The sequence below is a fragment of the Cognataquiflexum aquatile genome (genome assembly GCF_003316845.1).
GTDB lineage: Bacteria > Bacteroidota > Bacteroidia > Cytophagales > Cyclobacteriaceae > Cognataquiflexum > Cognataquiflexum aquatile.
The window spans coordinates 441620-468356 of sequence record NZ_QMIK01000001.1 but is presented as its reverse complement, the minus strand read 5'-3'; the positions used below and the strand labels follow the sequence as shown (position 1 = coordinate 468356).

At 40.9% G+C, this 26737-nt stretch carries 25 protein-coding genes and 2 tRNA genes; 19 read left to right on the top strand and 8 right to left on the bottom strand.

The annotated features are described in order from the left end of the window. The first annotated feature begins 200 nt into the window (after positions 1-200). The 8 genes from DQW11_RS02005 to DQW11_RS01970 all read left to right on the top strand — a co-directional run bounded on the left by DQW11_RS02005 (position 201) and on the right by DQW11_RS01970 (position 8178). The gene (locus tag DQW11_RS02005; protein ID WP_113922305.1) at positions 201-3338 is read left to right on the top strand and encodes a PKD domain-containing protein; all 3138 of its coding nucleotides are present in this window, start codon (positions 201-203) and stop codon (positions 3336-3338) included. A 96-nt stretch (positions 3339-3434) separates the two neighbouring features. Then, positions 3435-4451 carry a UDP-glucose 4-epimerase GalE gene (galE, locus tag DQW11_RS02000; protein ID WP_113922304.1) on the top strand — a complete coding sequence of 339 codons (1017 nt, stop codon included), beginning with the start codon at positions 3435-3437 and terminating at the stop codon, positions 4449-4451. A 138-nt stretch (positions 4452-4589) separates the two neighbouring features. Next, positions 4590-4663, top strand: a tRNA-Asp gene (locus tag DQW11_RS01995). 25 nt (positions 4664-4688) lie between these two features. Next, positions 4689-4762: transfer RNA gene (locus tag DQW11_RS01990), tRNA-Asp, on the top strand. A 177-nt stretch (positions 4763-4939) separates the two neighbouring features. Then, on the top strand, positions 4940-5887 hold the full coding sequence (locus tag DQW11_RS01985) for an acetyl-CoA carboxylase carboxyltransferase subunit alpha (RefSeq protein ID WP_113922302.1): 948 nt from the start codon (positions 4940-4942) through the stop codon (positions 5885-5887). Positions 5888-5979: 92 nt separating this feature from the next. After that, on the top strand, positions 5980-6828 hold the full coding sequence (locus tag DQW11_RS01980; protein ID WP_113922301.1) for an MBL fold metallo-hydrolase: 849 nt from the start codon (positions 5980-5982) through the stop codon (positions 6826-6828). After that, entirely contained in the window at positions 6818-7621 is an 804-nt protein-coding gene (locus DQW11_RS01975; RefSeq protein WP_113922299.1) for a patatin-like phospholipase family protein, read from the top strand. The genes DQW11_RS01980 and DQW11_RS01975 overlap by 11 nt, the downstream gene beginning before the upstream one ends. After that, the gene (locus tag DQW11_RS01970) at positions 7618-8178 is read left to right on the top strand and encodes a 1-acyl-sn-glycerol-3-phosphate acyltransferase (protein WP_113922297.1); all 561 of its coding nucleotides are present in this window, start codon (positions 7618-7620) and stop codon (positions 8176-8178) included. Before DQW11_RS01975 ends, DQW11_RS01970 begins: the two co-directional genes overlap by 4 nt. Here the strand turns inward: DQW11_RS01970 and DQW11_RS01965 are convergent, their stop codons facing one another. Next, the gene (locus DQW11_RS01965) at positions 8179-8766 is read right to left on the bottom strand and encodes a hypothetical protein (RefSeq protein WP_113922296.1); all 588 of its coding nucleotides are present in this window, start codon (positions 8764-8766) and stop codon (positions 8179-8181) included. It abuts the gene before it with no gap. Between the two features lie 220 nt (positions 8767-8986). Between DQW11_RS01965 and DQW11_RS01960 the strand changes: the two genes are divergently transcribed. After that, a complete protein-coding gene (locus tag DQW11_RS01960; RefSeq protein ID WP_113922295.1) occupies positions 8987-9844 on the top strand; it encodes a bile acid:sodium symporter family protein in 858 nt (285 codons plus the stop codon). Between the two features lie 2 nt (positions 9845-9846). Here DQW11_RS01960 and DQW11_RS01955 read toward each other — a convergent pair whose 3' ends face one another. Then, entirely contained in the window at positions 9847-10587 is a 741-nt protein-coding gene (locus DQW11_RS01955; RefSeq protein WP_113922294.1) for a pseudouridine synthase, read from the bottom strand. Between the two features lie 163 nt (positions 10588-10750). Here DQW11_RS01955 and DQW11_RS01950 point away from each other — a divergent pair, with 163 nt between their 5' ends. Beyond that, the gene (locus DQW11_RS01950; RefSeq protein ID WP_113922293.1) at positions 10751-12232 is read left to right on the top strand and encodes a S10 family peptidase; all 1482 of its coding nucleotides are present in this window, start codon (positions 10751-10753) and stop codon (positions 12230-12232) included. A gap of 70 nt (positions 12233-12302) precedes the next feature. On the opposite strand, the gene DQW11_RS01945 is transcribed toward DQW11_RS01950, so the two are convergent. After that, positions 12303-13181 (bottom strand): glutamate--tRNA ligase family protein, encoded by an 879-nt coding sequence (locus tag DQW11_RS01945; protein WP_113922292.1) that lies wholly within the window; start codon positions 13179-13181, stop codon positions 12303-12305. Positions 13182-13262: 81 nt separating this feature from the next. Here DQW11_RS01945 and DQW11_RS01940 point away from each other — a divergent pair, with 81 nt between their 5' ends. Then, on the top strand, positions 13263-13958 hold the full coding sequence (locus DQW11_RS01940; protein ID WP_113922291.1) for a DUF6503 family protein: 696 nt from the start codon (positions 13263-13265) through the stop codon (positions 13956-13958). A 103-nt stretch (positions 13959-14061) separates the two neighbouring features. Continuing rightward, positions 14062-14760 carry a hypothetical protein gene (locus tag DQW11_RS01935; protein ID WP_113922290.1) on the top strand — a complete coding sequence of 233 codons (699 nt, stop codon included), beginning with the start codon at positions 14062-14064 and terminating at the stop codon, positions 14758-14760. Positions 14761-15057: 297 nt separating this feature from the next. On the opposite strand, the gene DQW11_RS01930 is transcribed toward DQW11_RS01935, so the two are convergent. Next, a complete protein-coding gene (locus tag DQW11_RS01930; RefSeq protein WP_113923167.1) occupies positions 15058-15537 on the bottom strand; it encodes a PaaI family thioesterase in 480 nt (159 codons plus the stop codon). Positions 15538-15635: 98 nt separating this feature from the next. Here DQW11_RS01930 and DQW11_RS01925 point away from each other — a divergent pair, with 98 nt between their 5' ends. Beyond that, positions 15636-16439 (top strand): M48 family metallopeptidase, encoded by an 804-nt coding sequence (locus tag DQW11_RS01925; protein ID WP_113922289.1) that lies wholly within the window; start codon positions 15636-15638, stop codon positions 16437-16439. Between the two features lie 96 nt (positions 16440-16535). Here the strand turns inward: DQW11_RS01925 and DQW11_RS01920 are convergent, their stop codons facing one another. Together DQW11_RS01920 and DQW11_RS01915 are read right to left on the bottom strand one after the other, a co-directional pair. Then, the gene (locus DQW11_RS01920; RefSeq protein WP_113922288.1) at positions 16536-17342 is read right to left on the bottom strand and encodes a 3'-5' exonuclease; all 807 of its coding nucleotides are present in this window, start codon (positions 17340-17342) and stop codon (positions 16536-16538) included. After that, complete coding sequence (locus DQW11_RS01915) at positions 17342-18715, bottom strand: UDP-N-acetylmuramate--L-alanine ligase (protein WP_113922287.1); 1374 nt, start codon at positions 18713-18715, stop codon at positions 17342-17344. The genes DQW11_RS01920 and DQW11_RS01915 overlap by 1 nt, the downstream gene beginning before the upstream one ends. Positions 18716-18958: 243 nt before the next feature. Here DQW11_RS01915 and dnaB point away from each other — a divergent pair, with 243 nt between their 5' ends. After that, positions 18959-20548 (top strand): replicative DNA helicase, encoded by a 1590-nt coding sequence (dnaB, locus tag DQW11_RS01910; protein WP_113922286.1) that lies wholly within the window; start codon positions 18959-18961, stop codon positions 20546-20548. 62 nt (positions 20549-20610) lie between these two features. Beyond that, positions 20611-21615, top strand: a complete 1005-nt coding sequence (locus DQW11_RS01905; RefSeq protein WP_113922285.1) for a quinone oxidoreductase family protein — start codon at positions 20611-20613, stop codon at positions 21613-21615. Here the strand turns inward: DQW11_RS01905 and DQW11_RS01900 are convergent. Continuing rightward, the gene (locus tag DQW11_RS01900; RefSeq protein ID WP_232826650.1) at positions 21609-21917 is read right to left on the bottom strand and encodes a tetratricopeptide repeat protein; all 309 of its coding nucleotides are present in this window, start codon (positions 21915-21917) and stop codon (positions 21609-21611) included. The two genes, DQW11_RS01905 and DQW11_RS01900, sit on opposite strands and share 7 nt — an antisense overlap. Positions 21918-22014: 97 nt before the next feature. On the opposite strand from DQW11_RS01900, the gene DQW11_RS01895 reads away from it, so the two are divergent. From DQW11_RS01895 to DQW11_RS01880, 4 genes are all read left to right on the top strand, one after another. Next, positions 22015-22752, top strand: coding sequence for an electron transfer flavoprotein subunit beta/FixA family protein (locus DQW11_RS01895; protein ID WP_113922283.1), 738 nt, complete (start codon positions 22015-22017; stop codon positions 22750-22752). A 35-nt stretch (positions 22753-22787) separates the two neighbouring features. Next, entirely contained in the window at positions 22788-23756 is a 969-nt protein-coding gene (locus DQW11_RS01890; protein ID WP_113922282.1) for an electron transfer flavoprotein subunit alpha/FixB family protein, read from the top strand. Positions 23757-23762: 6 nt separating this feature from the next. Continuing rightward, positions 23763-24365, top strand: a complete 603-nt coding sequence (locus DQW11_RS01885) for a bifunctional nuclease family protein (protein ID WP_113922281.1) — start codon at positions 23763-23765, stop codon at positions 24363-24365. A gap of 117 nt (positions 24366-24482) precedes the next feature. Further along, complete coding sequence (locus DQW11_RS01880) at positions 24483-25766, top strand: NupC/NupG family nucleoside CNT transporter (RefSeq protein WP_113922280.1); 1284 nt, start codon at positions 24483-24485, stop codon at positions 25764-25766. A gap of 36 nt (positions 25767-25802) precedes the next feature. On the opposite strand, the gene DQW11_RS01875 is transcribed toward DQW11_RS01880, so the two are convergent. Beyond that, positions 25803-26240, bottom strand: coding sequence for a peptidylprolyl isomerase (locus DQW11_RS01875; protein WP_113922279.1), 438 nt, complete (start codon positions 26238-26240; stop codon positions 25803-25805). Positions 26241-26737: the final 497 nt, after the last annotated feature.

Here is a 26737-nt window from a genome sequence, read left to right as displayed (position 1 = left end):
TTTACAGCTGTACCGGATTTCAATATAGTTATTGAAAAGAATTATAGAAAGGCAAGAATTTTCATTTATTAGATGGTTGAAATATTTTTTGATCCTGTTTACAACAAATTACTTTAAAAAACACTTCCTTAAATAAGTTTTGTGACTGTACACAAAATAATATTGATAAATTCGAAATCATTAATGTATTCTAATTGAGAATGCGGTTCCTGGGTAAAGTTTCCATGTGTGTTTTGGGTTTGATGCTGTTTTTCAGCGGTTTCAATCCTGTATTTGGACAATTATCCACTATTGGAAGAGAGTTTTTTTTAGGTTTCATGGAGAACAATCGTATTGTTCCCAATAGGATAGACCAAGCTTCAATCATTATTTCTGCAAGTGAAGACGCAAGCGGAATCATCCAATATGTGAACAATTCTATTCCCTTTTCCATAAAATCCGGAGAACAGTTTGTGTATGATTTTCCTCAAGAAGGTTTGGACATCATCCACAGGAGCTCAGGAAAAATTGAAAACCTGGGCGTCTACATCAGTGCTACAGGAAATATCGCAGTTCATGCTTTCAATTTCCGGCAAAGAAGTGCGGACGGAACCGTGGTCTTGCCACTTTCTTCATTGGGAAAAGATTATTTGGTTACAGCCCATGCCGAAAAATTTGCCCCCGGAGTGTCCGGTGGTAGCAATATTAATTATGAAAGTACCCTTTTGGTTGTCGCGGTGGAAGACGACACCAATGTCGAAATAATTACCACCACAGCTACTGTAAATACGATTCCTGCAGATGCCCCCATCAATATCAAACTTAAAAAAGGAGAGAGTTACCAAATCAAAGCTATTGGAGATTTGACAGGTACCAGGGTGAGGGTCACTGGAAGTCAGGATGGAGATTGTAAAAATATCGCAGTCTTTGGTGGAAATAAAATGACTTCTGTAGGCACCGATTGTGAAGGGACTACGGGTGACCATTTGTACCAGCAGGCTTATCCTCTTTTTTCTTGGGGAAAAGAATATATCCATGTTCCCTTGAAGGGCAGAACCTCAGGCGAAATGGTCAAGGTATTGGCATCAGAAAACAACACCCAGATTTTTGTAAACGGTGTTTCTAAAGGGAATCTGAATTCCGGGAAGTTTTCCACTTTTGTTTTTGGACCGGAGGAATTGGCAAACATCACTGCTACAAAACCTATTGCCGTTACAGTTTTTGCGAAAAGTCAATGGTGCAATATCCAAAACGGGCCACTTGCCAGCAACGGAGACCCGACGATGATTACCCTTAGCCCCAATCCACAATTGATCAAAAGTGTGGCATTTTCAGCAGTGAAAGTGGTAGGTATCGTCAACCATTATGTGAACATCATTGCAAAAACCGGTACCCAAGGCGGGACGGTTTTGGATGGAGTCAATGTCGGAAATCAATTTTCTCCCGTACCGGTAAATGCAGGATATGTCTATGCCCAAGTAGAGATATCAGAAGGAGTGCACACCATGACCAATCCGGACGGGGTAATCGCTTATGTGTACGGCTCAGGATTTATAGAATCTTACGGCTATTCTGCAGGAGCAAGCCTTTCCAACCTGAATTTCGAAACTGAGGTTGCCTATGAATTCGAAGTGGAAGGAAACAAAGTGGCCTGTTTGGGTGAAACAGGTGCTTGGAAAATTATTCCTTCAAACCCAAAATTCGAGATTTTTGAATGGACTTTTGGAGACGGAACAGACATGCAGGAAGGGCAGGAAGTCGATCATTTGTTTGAAGAACCGGGTATTTATCAAATTAAAATCGTAGCCTTTACCGGTGACCGTGCCTGTGACCAGATTGAAGAGGCATTTTTTGATGTAGAAGTTGTCGAATCGTCCGGGGAAATATCAGGTGCCGACAACGTCTGTCCTTTGATCGATGAAGCGGTTTATGAATTTGTGAATTTCCAAAATGCCGGGAAAGTCATTTGGGAAGTTACAGGTGGTGAAATCATTGATTCGGATAATTATTCCGCAAAAATCCGATGGGGTGAATTTGATCCGGAGGCAAAGGTGATTGCCATTCCAGTGACAGATCAGGGATGTCTTGGCAAACCGGTAGAAATGAAGATTTTAATCAATCCTGCCATTGAACCGGAACTTCCTGAGGGAAAAAGTCAGATTTGTTTTGGTGAAAGCGAGAATTTCAGGTACAAAGTAAAAAACCTGATTCCTGACCGAAAATACCAGTGGTTTGTCACCGGTGGAACCATCATTTCGGGTGAAAATGCTACCGAAGTTACAGTAGAATGGCAGGGAGTTGGCTCGCAGGGAGAGATATGGTTTGAGGAATACAGCCAAATCAATACTTCCTGTGGCGGGGAATCCAAGAGACTCAAAGTCAAAGTCAATCCGCCGATGGAAGCCAATTTGATAGCTTTCACCGAAGAGATTTGTGCAGGTTCCAAGTTGGGCAGAATTGAAATCCTGGCAATTGGAGGAACAGGGGGCTTTACATTCGAATGGTCACATGACCCTTTACTGAAAGGAAATTTGGCAGAAGGGTTGGGAATAGGAACGTATTCGGTTTTGGTAAAAGACTCGGGAGGCTGCGAAATTTTCTTTGAGAACCTTGAAATTTCATCTTCCGAAGCATTTGAATTGATCGGAGCTCCTACAATCACAAATGCAAGTTGTTTTGACTTGGCAGATGGAAAAGTGGATTTTGAGCTTCGAGGCGGAACAAAGCCATACAGGGTAGAAGGATTTGATTTTGTAGCCAATGAAAATCAATTGAAGGTTTTTGGACTTCCAAGAGGGGAACACCTCTTGGTAATTAAAGATGTTATTGGATGTGAATTTATTTTGCAGGTGACCATCGATTCTCCTCCTGCTATTTCGGTTGACTTTCAGATTCAAAAGTTTGCTTGTTCAGGATTGGCAAACGGCTCTCTTTTGGCGATTCCCCAAGGTGGAGTTGCACCGTTTTTGTTTCTTTGGGATTGGGAAAACAGTACCGCTCCAAATATTATTGATATACCTTCTGGAGAATACGGGCTAACCGTAGAAGACGCCAACGGCTGCCAAAAGAAGGTTTTTGGAAAAATGGAGGAAGGTGTTCCCATTCTGAGGATGCCGACGGGTTTTATTCCAAAAGATGGTCTTTTTCAGGGTGTCAGCAATTGTGACCTCCAATTTAACCTGTGGGTATACGACAAATGGGGAAGTTTAGTATATGCAGGAGAAAAAGGATGGGATGGGAAAATCGGCGATCAGGACGCTGCAATTGGTACATATACCTATATGATAGAGTATTTTTTCAATATTGAAGGGGAAAAACAAACCCTGCAGCAGCGTGGGTCTTTCACTTTGTTGAAGTAGATTGAAAAAGGCTTTCGAAATTTTTGGTTGGCAGTTTCGTGGGTTTCATTAATTTTAACGCTTCAATAGATTTTTATATACCTTTTTAATTCAATCATGAAAAAAATTTTAATCACGGGCGGTGCCGGTTATATTGGTTCACACACAGCCGTTGCACTTGTCAACTCAGGATATGAACCTGTCATTGTTGACAATTTTTCCAACTCAGAAAAGTCGGCTTTGGAAGGAATCAAATCGATACTTGGCAGAGAAGTAAAGTCTTATGAAGTCGATTGCCTTGACAAGACCGACATGGAAAAAGTCTTTCAGGAAAATGATTTTTCAGGAGTCATCCATTTTGCCGCTTCCAAGGCAGTGGGAGAGAGCACAAGATTGCCTTTGAAATATTATTCCAACAACATCGATTCACTGATCATTCTTTTGGAATTGATGTCAAAATACAAGGTCAGGGACCTAGTTTTCTCCTCGTCGTGCACCGTTTACGGCCAACCAAAAGTATTGCCGGTCACAGAAGCCACGCCGAGACAGGATGCAGAGAGTCCCTATGGCAACACCAAAAAGATTTGCGAGGATATCCTAAGGGATTTCATATTGAGTGGGGCAGCGTCAAGGATTGTTGCTCTGCGTTATTTCAATCCGGTAGGAGCGCATCCAAGTTCGGCGATAGGGGAGTTGCCAATCGGTGTTCCTGCCAACCTGATTCCATTTGTCACCCAAACGGCCGCAGGCATCAGGGAGAAAATCACCGTCTTCGGCAATGATTATGATACTCCTGACGGTACCTGCGTCAGAGATTATATCCATGTGATGGACTTGGCGGATGCGCATGTCAAAGCTTTGAAATACCTGTCCGAACAAAAAGATAACTTTTACGACATCTTCAATGTCGGAACTGGTAACGGCAATACGGTTTTGGAAGTCATTCAGACTTTTGAAAAAGTAAGCGGTCTAAAATTGAATTATGAGATCGGCCCAAGACGAACCGGCGATATCGAAAAAGTATGGGCCAATACCGACAAAATCAACAAGATTTTGGGTTGGGAAGCCAAGTATTCTCTGGAAGATTCGATGAGAGACTCATGGAATTGGCAGGTGAAATTGGGGAAAAAGTAAAAATTCATGTCCATTTTAAAATTTATATGTTTGAAATAGAATCGAATAGGTATATTGAGGATGATTTTTCAAAATCATTTTTTGCAAAAAAGCTTCAAATAATTACCTTTGCCACACTCTAAACGAGGAGTAACAAACGGAGTGGTAGTTCAGCTGGTTAGAATGCCTGCCTGTCACGCAGGAGGTCGCGGGTTCGAGTCCCGTCCATTCCGCATAAAATCTTATTTAATCTAACTTGGAGTGGTAGTTCAGCTGGTTAGAATGCCTGCCTGTCACGCAGGAGGTCGCGGGTTCGAGTCCCGTCCATTCCGCAAAAGCCTCAGATGATATCTGGGGCTTTTTGTATTTATATCAAATCCTGTTAAAAGAAAATTTGCAATGGTTCTCCTTTGAATCTTGGGATCAAACCACAAACAATGATCTTCAAATACAAATAATTTTTCTTCGCAATAATCTTTTTATCTTTGCCTCAGTCAAAAAAACCAATTATGCTATTAGAATTCGAAAAACCGATTGCTGATTTGGAGTCCAAACTTCAGGAAATGAAGGATTTGGCCAAAGGAAGGAATATAAATTTGACTCCTGATATACAGTCATTGGAAGATAAAATTCAGACTTTGAAAAAAGAAACTTTCCAAAACCTGACCAGGTGGCAGCGGGTTCAGCTCTCCCGTCATGCTGACCGCCCCTATTCGTTGGATTATATCTATGAGATTACCAACGATTTTATAGAATTGCACGGCGACCGGACTGTGAAGGACGACAAAGCGATGATCGGAGGTTTGGGAGATATTGATGGCAGGACGGTGATGTTTATCGGTCAGCAAAAAGGCCGCAATACCAAGCAGCGTCAAGAACGTAATTTTGGTATGGCCAATCCGGAAGGGTACAGAAAAGCCCTCAGACTGATGAAAATAGCCGAAAAATTTGGAAAGCCTATCGTCACTTTGATTGACACTCCCGGAGCGTTTCCGGGCCTTGAAGCAGAAGAAAGAGGTCAGGGAGAAGCTATTGCACGAAACCTCAAAGAGATGTTTATGCTCAAAGTGCCCGTCATCTGTATCATCATCGGTGAAGGTGCCTCAGGTGGCGCATTGGGAATTGCGATAGGAGACAAAGTATATATGCTGGAAAATACCTGGTATTCGGTGATTTCTCCGGAATCCTGTTCCTCCATTCTGTGGAGAAGTTGGGATTACAAGGAACAAGCCGCGGAAGCATTAAAGCTGACAGCACCGGATATGAAAAACAATGGCCTGATCGATGGTATCATCGCCGAACCGCTAGGCGGCGCACACAAAGACATGCAAACCATGGCAAAAACCATCAAAGCGACGATTATCGAAGCCTTGAAGGAATTGGATAAAATTAAACATGAAAAGCGGATTGATCAGAGAATTGAAAAATTCTGCGCGATGGGGGTTGTTGAAGAATAGTACCTAATTTGAGTCCCACAAAAAAGCTGAGCTTCTCTTCCTAAGGATGACGGTTCTCTGTTTTTTGTGGGATTTTTTATATCCTGTAAGTTATGAAATTACATGTCATCAATACCGGATTTTTCAAACTTGACGGAGGGGCAATGTTTGGCGTTGTTCCAAAATCACTTTGGTCCAAAACCAATCCGGCAGATGAAAATAACCTTTGTTCTTGGGCGATGCGTTGTCTTTTGGTAGAGGCGGGAAATAGGCTTGTATTGATAGATAATGGCATAGGGAACAAGCAGGACGCTAGATTTTTCTCCCATTATTACCTCCATGGTACTGACAGCTTGGAGAAATCCATCCGTTATAAAGGTTTTGACTTTGCGGACATTACAGATAATTTCCTGACACATTTGCATTTTGACCATTGTGGAGGCGGGGTGAGGTATCATCAAGCTGATCCAAACCGTCGTGTTGAAATGACTTTTCCCAATGCGATCTATTGGACCAATGAAGACCATTGGAATTGGGCGATACATCCCAATGCCCGGGAAAAGGCTTCTTTTCTAAAAGAAAACCTGCTTCCCATGCAGGAAAGCGGGCAGTTGGAATTTCTTGATTTGGAAAAAAAGGAATTGTTTCAAGGATTTTCTTTTATGACCGCAGACGGCCATACTGACAAGCAGATGCTTCCCAATATCCAATACAAAGGCAGGACTGTTGTCTTTGTGGCAGACTTGCTTCCTTCTGTGGGCCATATTCCTTTGCCCTATGTCATGGGATATGATACAAGGCCTTTGTTGACTTTGGAAGAGAAAAGAGTTTTTTTGGAGGAGGCTTCCAAAAACGAATATGTCCTTTTCCTCGAGCATGACCCCGTTCATGAATGTTGTACTGTGAAAATGACTGAAAAAGGCGTAAAATTAGACCAAACATTCTCTCTCGATGAACTCTGAAAAAAAAATAGGAATTGCACTTTCCGGCGGAGGAGTCCGAGGAGTGGCGCATTTGGGCGTTTTGAAAGGGCTCAACGAACACAATATTTTCCCCAACAGGGTCAGTGGCAGTAGTGCAGGTGCGATTGCAGGGGCACTGTATTGTGCAGGGAACTCACCAGATGAGATTTTTGAAATCATTGTCAAAACAAATTATTTCAAATTTCTTAGACCTGCGATCAGCTGGACAGGGATTTTGAAAATGGATTCTGTGGAAGAATTGTATCTCAAATACCTTCCTGACAATGATTTTGCAAAGCTGAAAATACCTCTTACAGTGGCAGCGACAGATATAAAAAGGGCACGGGTTGTATATTTTTCCGAAGGACAACTTATCAAACCGCTGATGGCATCTTCCTGCATTCCCGGGATGTTTGATCCCATTGAAATTGGCAAAAACCATTTTGTGGATGGGGGTGTTTTGAATAACCTTCCTGTCGAGCCATTGGACGGTATTTGTGATGCGATTATCGGGGTCAATTGCAACTGTCTACAGGTAGAGCACAATATCAAGAATATCAAAGGTCTCATCGAAAGATCAGTCATTATGTCCATGAATTACAATGTATATAGCCGGAGAAGCAAATGCGATTATTTTATTGAACCCCCAGGATTAGCCCGATACGGAGTCTTTGAAATAAAAAAAGCAAAAGATATCTTCGATGCAGGTTACCAAACAGCCATTGAATTTATTGCTGAAAATGAAGGTATTTTGGAACTGAGTCAGAAAAAGAAAAAATCTGTAAAAGCATGATGAAGTTTTTGTCAAGAATAGTTTTTTGGATAAGTGGCTGGAAACTGAATATCGGTTGGCCTAAAGACCTGAAAAAGGCTGTGTTGATAGCAATACCACATACCAGTAACTGGGATCTGTTGTACGCCCGTGCCGCCTTTTTTCTCATGGATATTCCCGTGAAATTTACCATCAAAAAAGAGGTAATGGTCGGACCTTTGGGTTGGTTGATCAAAGCCTTGGGAGGAATTGCCATCGATAGGAAGCGGGTTCCGGGAGGAAGAAAACAGACCTACACCGAGGCGATGACCACGATGCTCAAAGAGTCTGGAGAACTCGTAATCATGGTCACTCCCGAAGGAACAAGAAGCTATGCACCAAAGTGGAAATCAGGTTTTTACCACATTGCATTGGGGGCCGATGTTCCGATTGTGATTGGTTATCTCGATTACAAGAAGAAAGTAGCCGGGATCGGTCCGATAATTTATCCAAATGGGAATATGGATGAACAAATTGAAGAAATGAAGGAATTTGGAAGAACTGTGACCCCAAAATACCCTGAAAAGGGAATCCAGTAGTTATTCTACTGTCAGGGTAATGTCATCAAAATATATTTTTCCTGTGGTCCTTGACCCCATCGAAAGGTATACCACAATATTATCAACCTCTTCAGGAGTACTTGGAAGTGTAAGCCTGAGTTCTGTCCAATCAAAAGTTCCGGAAACGCCTATTTGATTCAGTGTGGTCACATACCTGCCAAAGGTACTTCCATTACTGTCTTCCACAGGAAATGCCCTGATAGAAATGAATACATTGCTTTCAGGCCCTTTCAAGGCAATATCTTCACCTTTTAAAAATGCCCTTAAAACCAATTTTCTTCCCTTTTTGGGCATTGGGCCGTTGTAGGTTTGTCTCCAGGTAGCGGAGTTTGTATTAAGGCTGTCGCTGTTTTCTAAAAAAAGAGACTTGTTTGCAGACCTGAAAATTTCAGTACTTGTTCCAAGTGTAAATCCAGGTTCCGTTACCGGCATCCAAGGAGAAACCGATCCGTCAGGAGAAGCAAGATCAGTATTCTTTAAAAGTTGGGTATTACCGGGCAAGCCATCATCCTCCTTGCAGCTGATAAAAAGAGCAAAAATGGGTATGAGAAGGGATATTCTTTTCATGAGGAATTATGGTTTCCAAAATTAGGAACGAACTTTGAATCCTAATGTTTTGAAAGAGAATAATTTTGATTTTTTGTTTTATTTGAAAATTATCCAAAGTCTATTCCAACGGAAAAACCCTTAGAAATGGGATTTTTTGCATTGCGATTCCCCAAATTCATTTTAAATCCCTATATTTTTTACAAAAATCCCAAGCCTTCACCTTTAACCCAAAATCATCATGCAAGACAGTGTCATCACCGCCGTATTTTTACCTTTGGCTTTGGCCTTTATCATGCTTGGGATGGGATTATCCCTGACTTTAAAAGATTTTAAAAACATCTTTGTTTACCCAAAAGCCATGATTTTGGGGCTTACAAACCAACTGATACTATTACCCATTTTTGGTTATGCGCTGATTCAGCTTTTTGGGCTGACAGGTGCCATGGCTGTAGGTGTGATGATTTTGGCAGCATGCCCCGGCGGTGCCACCTCTAATTTGATTACCCATCTTTCCAAAGGCGATACAGCGCTTTCCATCAGCCTGACAGCTGTGAGTTCAATGGTTACGATAATAAGCATACCGCTCATTGTCAATTTTGCGATTTCCCATTTTGGGGAGGAGGGAAGCATCACTTTACCGGTAATGGAGACCATCATACAGATCGCCGGCGTCACAGTAGTGCCGGTTTCTATAGGAATGATTCTCCATAAAAAATTTCCCAAACTTTCCCAAAAAGCTGACAGACCTGTGCGCATTGCCTCAGCAGTTTTCTTTGCACTAATCCTGATTGCGGCCATATTGAAGGAAAGGGAGAATCTGGTAGATTTTTTTATTCAGTCTGGGCCAATTACTTTGATGCTCAACTTATTGACCTTGACAGTCGGGTTCTTTTTGGCCAGGGTTTTTCTTTTGTCCAAAAGACAAGCCATTACCATCGCCATCGAATCAGGTATTCAAAATGGGACCTTGGGAATCATGATAGCAGCAACTTTGCTCAAAAATTCTGAAATGACCATTCCTATAGCCATTTACAGTTTGATCATGTTTATGACTGCAGCAGTAATAATTATCCTCACCAATAGAAAACCAGCGTAAAGTCAAAAGGAGGATTTGGAATTATTTTCATTTGGTGGAACTGCAAGCCCCAATTTCTCACAGATGTCAGTGAAATAGTCCGGCAAATCAGCCTCTAGCTTAATCGTTTCTTTTGTCATTGGATGGACAAATTCAAACTGCCAGGCATGGAGGAGAAGGTTTTCCATTCCAAAAGTATCCCTGAAAAAATGGTTTTGCCTGTTGTCTCCGTGTGTGCTATCTCCGATTACATAGTGCCTGTCATGAGCCAAATGCCTCCTGATCTGATGCATTCGGCCGGTATGGGGATAAACCTTCAGGAGTGAATAACGGCTTGTAGGATATCTAGAAGTGGAAGCAAGGGGAATTTCGTTTTGTGAAAGGGTCCAATATTCTGTTTTGGCTTCCTGCAAATCACCAATAAGCTTTTTCTTCAAAGGATGTTCAATAATTCCATGATTTTCAGTCATATATCCCCTGACTACTGTCAGATAAAATTTCTTTACATCCTCAGTAGGAAACAGTGGCTGGACAAGTGAAGCAGATTCTGAAGACAATCCAAATACCAAAACTCCTGAAGTAGGCCGGTCAATTCTGTGAAGCGGATAAACCTTTTGACCGATCTGTTCTCGTAGTAGTCTTTCTGCAATCAATACATTTTCTTCAAAAGCAATATTGGTACGATGTACCAACATCCCCGCAGGTTTGTTGACAGCTACAAAAAATTCATCTTGATATAAGATTTCCAATTTTAGATTTTCCATTTGTTATGGTATTTGCCTTCGAAGGTAAAGGATTCAAAATTTTCCCCAAACTTTTCTTTCCCTGTCATTCCCACTTATCCTGTCCAAAAATCCCTTGATATAAATACCAAGGAAGGTTTTTTGATTTCGCTTATATTGGTGAAGATTATAGCCTAAAACCATCATGAAAAAACATTTACTCACAGCAGCGCTCGTGCTAATTACCTTTTCTTGGGTATTTGCGCAGGAAAACAGAGAAATAAAAGTCGAATCTTCCTCGGTCACCAATGGTGAAGTGACTATCAAAGGAAAGCGCGTTCCTTACAAAACTACCGCAGGTACGATGCCTGTATGGAATGAGGATGGCAAGCCAATTGCCACTCTTTTTTATACCTATTATGAAAGAACTGATATCACGGACAAAGCAACCCGCCCCCTGGTTTTTTCTTTCAACGGAGGTCCTGGTTCAGGATCACTTTGGATGCACCTTGCCTATACAGGGCCTTACAAATTGAATATTGATGATGAAGGCTATCCGCTTCAGCCGTATGGCGTCACCCAAAACCCACATTCAATCCTCGATGTAGCGGATATTGTATATATCGATCCGGTAAATACCGGTTATTCGAGAATTTTGGACAAGGAAGTTCCCCGTTCCACCTTCTTCGGAATCAATTCAGACATCAAATACCTTGCGGATTGGGTCAAAACATTTGTAACAAGACAAAACAGATGGCAATCACCAAAATACCTGATCGGTGAAAGTTATGGAACTACCCGGGTAGCAGGATTGGTGCATGAATTGCAGAATGCGCATTGGATGTATTTCAATGGGGTTGTTTTGGTTTCTCCGACTCCCATGGGATTGGATAGGAGTGGTCCTGTGGCCAAAGCAAACTACCTCCCTTACTTTGCCGCAACGGCTTGGTATCACAAAGCGCTTCCTGCTGATCTTCAAAGCAGGGATTTGGACAGTATCTTGGCAGAAGTTGAAAAATACACCTTGGATGTGGTGATTCCTGCGATTTCAAAAGGAGGTTCATTAGATCCTGCAGTGAGGGCAGAAGTAGCCAAGAAAATGGCCTACTATTCAGGATTAAGCGAGCAGGTGATTCTTCAACATGCCTTGGCTGTACCTACGAGCTATTTTTGGAAAGAATTACTGAGAGACAAGGGATTGACCGTGGGCAGATTGGACAGCCGGTACAGAGGTATAGATCAAACAGATGCCGGAGAGAGATTTGACTATGATCCTGCGCTTACTGCCTGGAACCATGCATTTTCACCGGCAATGAACTATTTCGCAAAGAATGTATTGAAATACAACACAGACCTGACTTACAATCTATTCGGACCGGTTCATCCTTGGGACAGAAGCAATGAAAATACCGGAAACCAATTGGCGCAGGCGATGTTGCAAAATCCCTATTTGCATGTCATGACCCAATCTGGATATTATGACGGCGGTACGGATTATTTCAATGCCAAATACAATATGTGGCAAATGGATCCTGCAGGAAAAATGCAGGAAAGACTGATCTTCAAAGGATACAGAAGTGGACACATGATGTACCTGAGAGCGGAAGACCTTGCGACTTCTAATGAAGACATCCGGCAGTTTATCCAAAAGTCATTGCCTGGAAAAGGAGTACCGGCGAAGTATTGATTACTGCTAAAAGATAAAATAAGCCATTTCAACCGAAATGGCTTATTTTTTTTACAATTTAATTTGAAAATCACTTTATCAAACCACCAAACTCCTCCAGGTTTTTTGGTCTTTGTTCCAGCCCGATTGCTTCAGCAATCATCCCGTAAATTTCTTCTTTTTTCTTGCCTGTTTTTCTAAGCAATTGAATGGAAGTCACATCTGAAGATTTTGAAAGCTTTTGGTTGTTTGGACCATGAAGGAGTGGATGATGGTGAAAAGTATTCTGTGCGAAAGTGTTTTCGGGCAGAAATTTGGACAGAAATACCTGTGCAATCGTGGAACCCCACAGATCCTTGCCCCGGACGATGAGGTTTACTCCAAAATGGATGTCATCGACGAGAGAAGTCAATTGGTAAGAAGGCATGGCATCTTTCTTTCTTACCACAAAATCCGTCAGGATACCCGGAAGTTTTCCATTTACGATTCCAAAGTTAAGCTCTTTGAATGGGACATCGATGTGCATTTTGGCTTTGATTCTCCAGGTGATCTCAGCCTGATCAAAAGGAAGATTTCTTCTCAAGCAAAACCCTGTATAATATCCCTTTGGGTTCATTTTTTCGATTTTCTTGCGGCTGCAGTCACAGGCAAAAAGTACTTTTTTATTCCTCAATTCCTCAAGAGCTTTGCTGTACAAAGGCAGGCGGTGGATTTGGGCGTGGTTCTGTTCAAAATCCGCCAGATCTCTCGGGCCTTGGTCGTATGGGATTTCCAAAAAATCAAGTGAATCAAAAATATCCTGAACAAACCTTGGCTTATACCTTTCACGGTCAAGGTCATCAATTCTCAGCAAAACCTTCGCCCCATTTTTTTTAGCTAAATGATGGGTAATGATAAATGAATAGATATTTCCGATATGGAGAAAGCCACTTGGCGTGGGAGCAAATCTTGTCAATTTGAATTCAGACATAGGTTGGTTTTGATTGAATAAGGTATTTTGAAATCTTTTTTGTAACTAGTTTGGGATTTTCCTGACAGCCTATTTTTGAAAATGAAGAACTTCCATCACCCCTCTTTATCCGTGGTATTTATCCTCGTTTTTTGTTTTGGATCATGTGACTCAAAACTAACAGGAAGTAAGTTAATTCAAAAATCCATCGAATACCATGATCCAAAAGGGCAATGGCAAGAATTGAACAGGGTTTTTTATTTTGCAGATTCCCGACCCGGCAAACCGTCCAGGCAATATACTGTTCAGATAGACCTTCCGGGCAATTATTTTAAGTATATCAATAGCGGTGAAAACCTTGTTTATGAGGTAGATGGTGAGAATTGCATTGGCTCGGAAAAGGGAGGTAAAGACTGCGAAAGGGCCATGATGCTCCGAAATTATTATGGATACCTTTGGGGATTGCCGATGAAGTTGAAAGACAAAGGAACTGAGATCGACAGAGAATATAAAGTGGAAGATTTGAAAGGGATAGAAGCTTTTGTAGTCCGTGTACCCTACGAAAAGGACATATGGTATTTTTACCTTCATCCGGAAACTTATGCGCTATTGGCATATATGTTTTATAAAGACGAAGAAAAAAAGATAGGGGAAATCATCTATCTCAAAGAGGAAGTCATCGTGGGGGAAATGAAAATTCCTGCAGAACGATCCTGGTACAGGACAGAAAACGATGAGTTTTTAGGAACGGATTTTCTTTTAAAAACCGAAGAACCCTTAAGAAAAACGCAGGATTAATATTTTTTAACCATTGGAATTTTTCAAACTCATGGGTCGGAGGTAAATTCGAACTGTGAAAAAATACTTGCTCGCTCTCTTTATTTTCTTTGCCCTAGCCCAGATGAAAGCTTTATCCCAGGTTCTTACTGGGAATGTGCTTGATGGGTTGGACAAAGGTTTTTTGGATAAAGTATGGGTCATTAACCTTCAAAACAAGGACAGCAGCCTTACCAATGAAAGGGGATATTTTAGGGTCAGAGCGACGGAAGGTGACTCCATCCTGATTTCAAAAAGTTATTACATCCCCAAAATCCTGATTGCTGGAAGAGAAAAACACATCCTGACCGACATTTATCTAGATGCCAGGACACTACCAAGATTTGATTTGTATGGTGAGAAATTTATCATCCCGTTTAAGGTAGGTAACCAATCTACGATGAGGGGGCTGACGGATGGACCGGCCGGCCCGGGAAAAATTTATACCGGATTGGCCAATAATCCGTCACTTCAGCCCGGACTGACTTTGGATGGCCCGATTTCTTATTTTATGAAAAGTGAAAGACAAAAAAGGCAATATGCCCGCAAACTGGCATTTTTGGCAAGCCAGGAGGATTATCTGAGACTGATACAGTCTGATTCGGTGATGGCTGCTTTGAAATACGAATATAACCTCACGGATGAAGATCTTGATGGATTGATCATTGAGTTTAACCTTCAAAATATCGACCATCAATTTGTAGGAATGGAATGGGAAAGAGTGGAAAAATTACTGATTGACTTTTTGGATAGCAGGTCAGGATATAAACGGAAAGAGGATTAATAAAAAAAAACCGCTCCCTAAGGATGCGGTCTTTCTGAACTTAAACTAGCAATTAGATAATCATTGTATTTTAATTATTTGCCAATAAACCGACTTTACAATTGGTGCCTGGATTCCTGAAAACCAATCATGAATTTAAGCTTAAGAGAGGTAACCGTTTTCCCTGAACCAGGACTTGTTTGTAAAGTTGAATCGATAGGCAATTTATTTCCTACATATACCATAAAAGTAAAAAATCAGTTGCTTTTATATGCACTTAAAAACATTGAATCTCTTTATGTTCGGACAAAGTATTTTTTATGATTTTCTTTTAATAGACCAAGTGACAAAAAATCTGGCAACCATTTCTCCATCTGGATTGGTTCCTGTCGATACCATGGTTATTGTATTGCTTTCTCCCGGTTTCAATTCATCCACCGTTTTCTCCAGTTCTTGTCCCTGGTTGCAGACAAATGTTATTTTTTGGTTTGCTTTTTTGTGGTATTCCGCCCTGAAATCCACGACTAGCATACTGAAGCTCCCTTTGCCTGCCATACCTACCTGGCAGAGTGCTCCGGTACTCAATTCTGCTGCACCGGCCATTGCAGCAAAATAAATAGACTTAAATGGGTTTTGGCTTCGCCAAAAATAAGGGATGGTTACCACACATTTTTCCAAAGACAAATCCTTGATTTTTAATCTCCAAAAGACTGCTGAGGGTAATTTGAACAACATTGCCCACCAAAAAATAAAAGGATTGCTCATCCTGCTGATATGTTTTTTTGCTTCAGGTGTCATCTTTCTTGAATTAATTTGGTTCAAATTAAGTAAAAAACTGAGATCCCGTTTTTGATGTGGCATCTTTTTTGGGCAATTTCGCATTAAAACCAGAATGTATGTTTAAGAAAATAATGTTTTTCATTGCACTGGGGATATTTGTTTATTCCTGTGCGCAGGTTCCTATGAGTGGAAGGAACCAACTTTCATTGGTTGACAATGCTGAATTGCTGCCTTTGGCTTTTGTAGAATACGAAAAGGTCCTCAAAGAAGGAAAGGTAATCACCAATACTGCAGATGGCCAAATGGTAGTTAAAGTAGGGAAGCGTATCGCTTCTGCGGTAGAAACATATATGAAGGCCAATGGTTTTGAAAAAGAACTTCAGGGATTTCAATGGGAATTTAACCTTTTACAGGAGGCAATTGTAAATGCCTGGTGTATGCCGGGAGGAAAAGTGGCCTTTTACACAGGAATAATCCCGGTTTGTCAGGATGAAGCAGGGATCGCCGTGGTCATGGGTCATGAAGTGGCACATGCTATCGCCAGCCATGGAAGGGAAAGGATGTCAAACGGGATGTTGATGAACGGACTTCTCGGGACAGCACAGGCTGCGATGGGACAAAATCCCACATTAACCCAAAACATCATGCTCCAGGCCTTTGGTGTCGGTGGAGAATTGGGAATGCTGTCCTTCAGTAGAAAACATGAATTGGAAGCAGATCAATTGGGATTGAATTTTATGGCTTTGGCAGGATATGACCCTAGAGTAGCTCCGGCATTTTGGCAAAGAATGGAAAAGGCAGGTTCAGGAGAAGCGCCTCCCGAGTTTCTTTCCACCCACCCAGGACCAAAAAGAAGAATCGATGAGCTGAATAAACAGATGCCGGTTGCTTTGGAGTATTATGAAAAAAGCAAAAAGTAATTAGTCTTTTGTTTAAAACAAGAAATGCAGCCTGATGAATTTCAGGCTGCATTTTTTATTTCTTTGGCAATTAACCAATTAACCAATCAACAAGTATTATCTCTGATTGAAACTTCTCAATTTAACTTGGGTAAATTTCCTTTTTGTGTCCAATGGAAAATCTCCTTTCATCATCCAATCATAGTAAGAAGGTTCTTCTTTGAGGACATTTTCAATGGTTTTTCCTTTGTGCTTGCCAAAATTGAAACATTCCTCTCCGTTTTCATTGAAAATAAACCTGCCTGCAAGGTCAACCATTTTTTCATTGAGCAGGTTATGGATTTTTTTCATGTCGTTTTGGAAGACCCCCAATTTGTTGCCTTGCAAATCTTCAGCCTCGTCACCGTCATATTTTTCCATTTGGGCTTTGAAAACTTCGTAAGAAGCAATAGTGTCAGCTTCTGCACTGTGGGCATTTTCAAGGGTTTTGCCGCAATAAAACTTATAGGCTGCAGAAAGATTTCTCTTTTCCATCATGTGGAAAATCTTCTGAGAATCAAGGATATTTCTTTTTTCAATGTCAAAATCAATCCCGGATCTAAGGAATTCTTCTACCAATAAAGGAATGTCAAACTTGAGTACATTGAAGCCCGCCAAATCTGCCCCTTCGAGAAACTGGTGCAACTCTCTGGAAAGAGACTTGAAGGTGGGGGAGTCCTTTACATCTTTATCAAAAATGCCGTGGATGGCTGAACTTTCTGCAGGTATTGGGATAGTAGGATTGATCAGTGAAGTTTTGGTTTCCTGACGGCCGTTAGGATGGACCTTCAGGATGGAGATCTCAACAATCCTATCGGTTGAAATATTGATGCCTGTGGACTCAAGGTCAAAAAATGCAATTGGTGTTTTTAGATTAAGATTCATTAGGATTGGATTTGATTTATTTTTGATTTGAGATTAGATAAGTCCATGTCATCATAATTGCCCGAACTCATCAATAAAAGATTGGTGGATAAGTATTCTTGTGATTCAAGAAAATTTTTGAGCTTTTCGATTTCCGTGAAAAGAATGAGGTCTTTTCTCTTGAAAGCGTGTTGGAGTCTTTCTTCATCCATCAATTCAAGCTTCTTCAAAGATACTGCTTTTGGGTTTAAATAAATAACCGCAATGTCCGCCAAGTCAAAGGTGTGGGCATAATTGTCCACAAACTCCTTATTCAAAGAACTATAGGTATGAAGTTCCTGGACCGCTATCAGCTTTCTCTCAGGAAACTGTTTTTTGACTGCATTTACCGTAGCTTTCAATTTGGACGGGGCGTGGGCAAAATCCCTAAAAAGAATTGCCGTTTCTGATTTTGCCAAAATTTCCTGTCTTTTTGCCGCTCCTTTGAATTCAGGAATGGCTTCATAAAACTGTTGTTTTGTAAGACCAAGAGATTCACATATATGAAGTGCGCCTTGTAGGTTTTGGAGGTTGTGCTCACCAAAAATGTTTATTTCCACTTCATTCCCTTCAGTTACAAGCAAAGTCTTTCCTTCTCGGATCTTATAAGGGTGTGCCTTGTAAGGAATCAAGTTGATCTTAGCAGGATCACATTTGATGCCCAAAGCATTGACATGATCATCTTCTTGGCAGTAGATAAAAGTGCCTCCGATTGGAGTCATATTGGCCAAAATCTCAAATTGTTCTTTGTAATTTTCGAAAGTCGGAAAAACATTAAAATGGTCCCAAGCAATGCCGCTCATGAGCAGAATGTCATGGTGGTAATGAAAAAACTTGGGCCTTCTGTCCAATGGCGAAGTCAGGTATTCATCTCCCTCGATGATGATAATTGGCGCATCCGATAGTTTGACCATCAGGTCAAAACCCTCAATCTGGGCTCCTACAAGGTAATCGAAATCCCATCCATGGTATTGAAGGACATGCAGGATCATTGAGGTAATGGTTGTCTTGCCATGACTTCCCGAGATGACCACTCTTTTTTTATCCTTACTTTGCTCGAATATAAATTCTGGAAAAGAAAATATCGGAATATTCAATTCTTTGGCTTTTTGAAGCTCAGGATTGTCAATCCGGGCATGCATGCCCAAGATAATTCCATCTAGGTCACCTGTGATTTTGTCAACAAACCACCCTTTTTCTTTTGGTAAGATCCCAGCTTTTTCCAATCTGGTCCTTGATGGTTCATAGATTTCATCATCCGACCCTGAGACCTCATATCCTTTGGCAACCATCGAAAGTGCCAAATTGTGCATGACTGCACCCCCTATAGCTATAAAATGATATTTCTTTGACATAGATTTTCTGCAAGTTCCAAAAGTAACAAATCATGTCATTTTGAATGGGCAGAAACAGGATTAATTTTTAAGATTGAAAGCGGTGTTTTTTTTAATCAGAATCAGGGCCTTGGAAAAAATAATTTACCAATAAACAAGCATCAGTCAGCTAATAAATTGATTATGTACGCGTTATAAAATGTGTTGATAACAAGTGTATAAATTGTTCAAAAAGATAAAGGCAAAGCATTTACTTTTGTTGTTATGGCAGACAATAAACCTACAGGAAAAGACAGGATCACAAACAGAAGAAAACCGGAGTTGGGACTTACCACAGGAATGGGAAAGTTACCGCCTCAGGCAACAGATCTTGAGGAGGCTGTTTTGGGTGCATTGATGCTAGAAAAGGATGCTTTGACGGCTGTGGTGGATATATTGAAGCCCGAAAGTTTCTACAAAGAATCGCATAAAGTTATTTTTTCTGCCATCCTCGATCTTTTTTCGGATAGCCAACCTATTGACCTGCTTACGGTCACCAACCAGCTTAGAAAAAAAGGCCAATTGGAATTGGCAGGCGGGGCATTTTTCATTACCGAACTTACTTCAAGGGTATCCTCAGCTGCCAATATTGAATACCATGCGAGGATTGTGACCGAGCAATCCATGAAAAGGGATATCATCAGCATCGCCTCTGAGGTCCAAAGGGAAGCATTCGAAGATACAACGGATGTTTTTGAGTTGTTGGATAAAATGGAACAGTCACTTTTTCAGATTTCTGAAAAAAATATCAGAAAAAATTATGCGGATATGCGGTCGATCCTGAAGGAAGCTATCATGGAACTGGAATCTAAAAAGGGCCAAAAAGATGGTTTGACAGGGGTTCCAAGTGGATTTACTGCTTTGGATAGGGTAACTTCAGGATGGCAAAAATCAGATTTGGTGATCATAGCAGCCAGGCCTGCGATGGGTAAAACCGCCTTTGTTCTTTCTGTGTTGAGAAATGCAGCAGTAGACCATAACCGGCCTGTGGCGATTTTCTCTTTGGAAATGTCATCGATACAATTGGTCAACCGTCTGATTTCAGCAGAAGCTGAACTTGATTCAGAAAAAATAAAGAAAGGGAATCTTGCGGAATACGAATGGGAGCAACTGGTACATAAAACAGGAAGGCTTTCCAAAGCACCTCTTTTTGTAGATGATACACCCGCACTTTCCATTTTGGAACTCAGGGCAAAATGTAGGAAACTAAAGGCCCAGCACGATATCCAGTTGATAGTAGTAGATTATCTTCAATTGATGTCGGGCGATAACAAAAATGGTGGTCAAGGAGGAAACAGGGAACAGGAGATAGCCAGTATTTCTCGGGCATTGAAGAAAATAGCCAAAGAACTGAGTGTGCCTGTGATAGCTTTGTCGCAGTTGTCCAGAGCAGTAGAAACCAGAGGAGGGGACAAGCGGCCACAGCTATCGGATTTGAGGGAATCGGGAGCGATCGAGCAAGATGCGGATATGGTAATGTTTTTATACAGACCAGAATATTATGGCATCACCGAGGATGAAGATGGGAATTCAACAGCCGGTGTCGGAGAAGTAATCATTGCCAAGCATAGGAATGGTTCTTTGGATACTGTGAAGCTTAGATTTATCGGAAAATACACCAAGTTTACAGATCTCGAAATGAACATTCCATACAAATCCCAAGATCCTCTCTATGGCCACAAGTTCCCTAGCGGTTCTTCTGGACAGGCTTTTGAATCAGGCAACACGATCCGGCTTTCAAGTAAAGCCAATGGCGGTGACCTGGATGATACTTTTCCTGGCGGTTTGGGAAGTGGTAAACCGGCACCATTTTAAATAGTGGAATTGATCTTGGATTTTTTTCATTTTCAAATAAAAATTCCTTAAACCATCGATCTTTGAAAGCCATAATTCTCAATAGAACACTCCCCGAAGGGATAGCGTCAGCCGATATTATATTACCTGCAATGGCTTCAGATGAGGTCAAAATACAGGTCAAATCTGCCGCACTCAACCATCGGGATGAGTGGTGCCGTCAAGGCAAATATGCCAATTTACAGGATGGTATTGTCTTGGGTTCAGATGCTGCGGGAATTGTGGTAGAAGTGGGCAATGAAGTTGACGCTGCTTGGTTGGGAAAGGAAGTGATCATTAATCCGGCTTCAGATTGGGGCGAAAATGCAAACGTCCAGTCAAAAAATCTCAAAATCATGGGCATGCCTGAGCATGGGACTTTGGCGGAATATGTTCAGGTTAAATCAGATAGAATCCATCCTAAACCCGATCATTTGAATTGGGATGAGGCCGCAGCGTTACCTTTGGGGGGAGTCACTGCTTATAGGGCATTGTTTCGTCAGGGTGGACTTCAAAAAACTGATATCATCTTGGTTACGGGTTTTGGAGGCGGTGTAGCCCAATTTGGGGTGCAGTTTGCATTAAGTCTAGGTGCAAAGGTGTATGTAAGCAGTAGCAGTGAAGAAAAAATCCAAAAAGCATTGGCATTGGGGTGCTCTGGAGGATTCGATTACAGAGAAGAAAACTGGGCTGAAAAGGCCGTTTCAGAAACAGGTGGCTTTGATTTGATTTTGGACAGCGCCATGGGCGATACGTTGAATAACCTTATCAAGGCGACAAAACCCGGGGGCAGGATTGTTTTTTATGGAGCTACACGGGGAAATGCCACGGGGTTTGAAAGTAGAAGAATATTTTGGAATCAGATCAAATTGATCGGCAGTACAATGGGTACCGACGAGGATTTTGGAAACATGCTGAATTTTGTCAGCGAAAATAAAATATCTCCTGTGATCGATCAGTTTTTTACCCTTGATGATACTGAAAAAGCCTTCGACAGGATGAAGGAAGGTAAGCAGATGGGGAAAATTGTAATCAGGATTTCTCAGTAAAGATCATTTTCAAATAAAAAATTCTGAAAACTATTTTTCAACTCTTTCAAGGCTTTTTCATCTTTCTGTGATTCTGACAATTGAATTCCCTTTTCGTATATTTTTTTAGAAAATTCGAGTTCTCCAAGATCAGTAAAAAAAGCTGCTGCATGGAAATAGGTGGGGAGGTAATCCGGGAATTCTTCCAAAAGTTTTTTGAAAAGAAAAGACGCAGAATCTTGATCAAATTCAATAAACTCCAAAGCAAGGGCATAGAAGTTGAAGGGATTTTCGGGTTCCACCTCAACAAATGATTTTAACATTTCTATACGGGACACTTTGGTCATGAATTCTTTTTTATATTATAGCCTAATTACTAAATTCACGCAATTTAAAAATAAATAACCTAAATATTTATAAATGAAAATTCTTGTTTGTATTACCCACGTACCGGATACGACATCCAAAATTCAATTTACCGAAAACAACACCAAGTTTGATAAAAACGGTGTTCAGTATATTATTGGTCCTTATGATGATTATGCTTTGGCAAGGGCGGTAGAGATTAAAGAACAATTGGGAGCAAGTCTGACAGTATTGAATGTTGGGGAAGCTGAGACCGAACCCACTTTAAGAAAAGCTTTGGCCATCGGAGCGGACGATGCGATCAGGGTGAATTCATTTCCAAAGGATTCTTTTTTTGTTGCAAAACAGATTGCAGCAATTGCCAAACAAAATGGTTATGATCTGATTTTAATGGGCAGGGAATCTATTGATTTCAATGGAGGAATGGTACATGGGATGGTAGGAGAATTGCTAGGAATGCCTTCCATTTCTCCGGTGATGAAGTTGGAGATTGAAGGTGACAAAGTGAAAATGGCAAGAGAAATTGAAGGGGGTAAGGAATATGTGGACGCCAAGCTTCCGTTGGTAGCCGGTTGTCAAGAGCCGATTGCAGAATGGAAAATCCCAAACATGAGAGGGATTATGTCAGCAAGAACAAAACCCCTTGTGGTTGTCGAGCCAACTGCAGATGCGGTGGTTACAGACGTCACTTCTTTTATTCTGCCTCCTGCAAAAGGTACTGTGAAATTAGTCGACAAAGACAATGTCGGAGAATTGGTAAGGTTGCTTAAAAACGAAGCCAAAGTACTTTAATTAATAATTGTTAAATAATTGAAAAACAAATTGATATGTCAGTTTTAGTATATATAGAACATGCGGAAGGTTCCGTCAAAAAAACAAGTTTAGAAGCTGTTTCTTATGCCCGTGCATTGTCAGATAAACTTTCTTCGGGAGATGTGATAGCAGTAGCATTGGGTTTAATTTCCACAGAGGAATTGGCAAAAGCAGGGACGGCAGGTGCCTCTAAGGTAATCCATGTTATTGACTCAAAGTTAAACGACGGTATCATCCAAGCCCATGCCGAGGCTGTTGCCCAAGTTTATAAAAAAATAAATGCCACCACTTTGGTTTTGGCAAAATCCTCCTTGGGTGATGCAGTTGCTTCAAGGCTTGCAATCAAATTGGGGGCAGGCTTGGTTTCAAATGTGGTAGAGCTTCCTGATACATCTTCAGGGTACAAAGTGAAAAGAAGCATTTATACCGGAAAAGCATTTGCTATATCCAAAGTAAATACAGACCACAAAATCCTTGCAGTAAAGAAAAATGCGGTTGACCTGAAAACCGATGGTCCATTGGCAACAGTAGAAGAAGTTAACCTTGACATTTCGGCTGAAAATTTTGCAACAAGTATTACCGCTACAGACAAGGCAACAGGTGAAATATTACTTCCTGAGGCCGATATTGTTGTTTCAGGAGGAAGAGGAATGAAAGGACCTGAAAATTGGGGATTGATAGAAAACCTGGCCAAGGAACTCGGTGCTGCTACGGGTTGCTCTAAGCCTGTATCTGACATAGGATGGAGGCCACACCACGAGCATGTGGGTCAGACCGGAGTAAAAGTTGCCCCAACTTTATATATTGCTGTTGGAATTTCGGGTGCTATTCAACATCTTGCGGGGGTGAATTCATCAAAATGCATCGTCGTTATCAATAAAGATCCTGAAGCTCCATTCTTCAAAGCTGCAGATTATGGCATTGTCGGAGATGCATTTGAAATTCTTCCAAAACTAACCGAAGCTGTCAAAGCCCAAAAATAAATACCTGTGGATCAGACTATTGAACTTGAAATTTTAGGATTGTCCTCCAATCATTCCCAGTCAGGATCCTTTACCTTGGTAATGGGTGAAGTCGGAGGGAGTAGGAGGCTACCTATAGTTATTGGAATGTTTGAGGCTCAGGCCATAGCTATTGAAATTGAGAAAATCATCCCAAACAGACCTATGACCCATGATCTGTTCAAGTCATTTTCTTCTAACTTCAATTTCTCAATCGATCAAATATTGATTTCAGATATGAGGGAAGGCGTATTTTATGCAAAGATTGTGTGTAAAAGCGTTTCTAAAACTGTTGAAATCGATGCAAGGCCTTCTGATGCCATAGCCATTGCCGTTAGGTTTGATGCCCCAATTTTTTGCGTTTCGAAAGTCATGTCTGAAGCAGCCATAGAATTCAATGAGGAAGATGAAAAGAAAGATTCCCAAAAGCAGGTAAAATCCGGAAAAGCAGCTACTCCAGCTCCGAGGAGTACAGATTCTTTAAAAGATTTTAGCCTTGATAAACTCAATCAAATGCTGGATAAAGCGATTAATAATGAAGATTATGAAAAAGCTGCCAGAATCAGAGATGAAATAAACAGGAGAAACTGATTTGTAAGCCTGGTAAACGCCAGGCTTACTTTTTTAGGAAAATTTGGGTTTCTATTTTGTCAATTTTTTAACCCGAAAAAATAAATTTGATAGAAAACATTTAATCTAAATTATTACATGGATTATTTTAGAGGTTTGATTGGAATATTGGTTTTGCTTGCTGTAGCCTTTATTTTTTCAAGTAACAAAAAAAATGTAGACTGGAGACTTGTCGGGATAGGAGTTGCTCTTCAGGCTTTGTTTGGATTCTTGATTACAAAAGTTGAAGCCGTGGCTCAATTATTCGCGTTGATCAGTAGGGCTTTTGTAAAGTTTTTGAGTTTTTCTGCGGACGGGGCGACCTTCATTTTTGGAGATTTAGCAACCAACACTTTTGGATTCATTTTTGCCTTTCAGGTTTTGCCTACGATTATCTTCTTTTCTACAGTTTCTGCTGGCCTATATTATCTGGGTATTTTACAAAAAGTTGTTTTTGGTATTGCATGGGTAATGGCAAGAACCATGAGGCTCTCAGGTCCGGAAAGTCTTTCAGCTGCAGGAAATATATTCCTTGGGCAAACAGAGGCACCTCTCTTGGTGAGACCATTTATACCCACCATGTCAAAATCAGAATTGATGTGCTTGATGACAGGGGGGATGGCTACAATTGCCGGTGGAGTATTGGCGGGATATGTGGCCTTCTTGGGAGGTGACGATCCTGCAGAGCAGACACGATTTGCCGCCTATCTGCTTGGAGCCAGTATTATGAATGCACCCGCAGCAATAGTAATGTCCAAAATCATGATTCCCGAAACAGACAGAGACGCAATCAATAGCAAGTTGGAAGTCAATCAGGAGAGTATGGGAGTCAATCTTATTGATGCCATGTCTATCGGGGCTTCAGAAGGGTTGAAACTTGCGCTGAATGTGGGAGGGATGCTCTTGGCTTTTATTGCTGTGATAGCTGCGTTGAATTATATCCTTTCAGGTTTGATAGGGAATTATACAGGATTAAATGAAGTCATTGTCTCTTCGACCAATGGCCAATTCTCAGGATTTTCACTGGAGTATATACTTGGTCAGATTTTCAGGGTTTTTGCTTGGATCATTGGAATTGAATGGAGCCAAACCTTGCAAGTAGGTTCTTTGCTAGGCCAAAAGACGGTTATCAATGAATTCGTAGCTTACTTGAGTCTGGCCGACATGAAAAATGCTGGAACACTTTCCTCAAAATCAATCGTCATTGCGACCTATGCGCTTTGTGGTTTTTCGAACTTCAGTTCAATTGCCATTCAGGTGGGAGGAATTGGAAGTATAGCTCCCAACCAACAAGGAAATATCTCAAAACTTGGTATGAAGGCTTTGATGGCTGCAACTTTGGCATGTCTGATGACAGCAACCATTGCCGGTGCATTATTTTAAAAAATGAGGGGCCTGAAATTTTTCAGGCCCAAAGTATTAATCTTCAATTATAGTGATTTTTTCGATTTTGTCCCCCGCGCGGATTAAATCAATGACTTCGAGTCCTTCCACCACTTTTCCAAAGCAGGTATGTTTTCTGTCAAGATGCGCGGTATTGTCCCTGCTGTGACAGATAAAAAACTGCGATCCACCTGTATTTTTTCCTGCATGTGCCATTGACAAAACTCCCCGGTCATGGTATTGATTTCCACCATCCAATTCACAATCTATTTTGTACCCAGGTCCGCCTGTTCCGTTTCCTTTTGGACAACCACCCTGAATCACGAAATTTGGAATTACCCTATGGAAGGTCAAACCATCGTAGAATCCTTTCTTAGACAGAGAGATAAAGTTGTCGACAGCTTTTGGAGCATCTTGGTCAAAAAACTCCACCTTCATCAGGCCTTTTTCGGTAAGTATTTCTGCTTTTTTCATAAATTACATTTTGTCAAAAGTAGCAAATAATATTTGGTGAAATTTCAATTTTCGAAAAATAAAAAAGGAGTGCTGAGCACTCCCTTGGGTTGGGTTTATTTTCTGAATGATATCAATTGACTAAAACGGCTTTTGACATCTCAAATAAAGTTGAGAATCATTTTTTTCTTATCAAATATAAAAATAAAATGAAAGACAGAATAATAAAAACCTTCATTTTTTGAGAAAACAATCGATTACGTCAATATTTATTTCAATTCAAAATAAGAAAAGGAACTTAGGAAAGAATAAGTTTTAGAAGAATGGATTTTCAGGACATCTTTTGGGAAAATTCTAAATTTGGTTTTCAATCAGGAATAGTACAATTTGGTAAATTCTTTTATCATTGTAATGTAAACATCTTATATCACCCTTTAAAAATCAGAAATATTGGAAAATAAATTTGAGAAAAATCCGGGTTCAAGTCCGGTGGATTTATATCCTGGCCCAACCATATT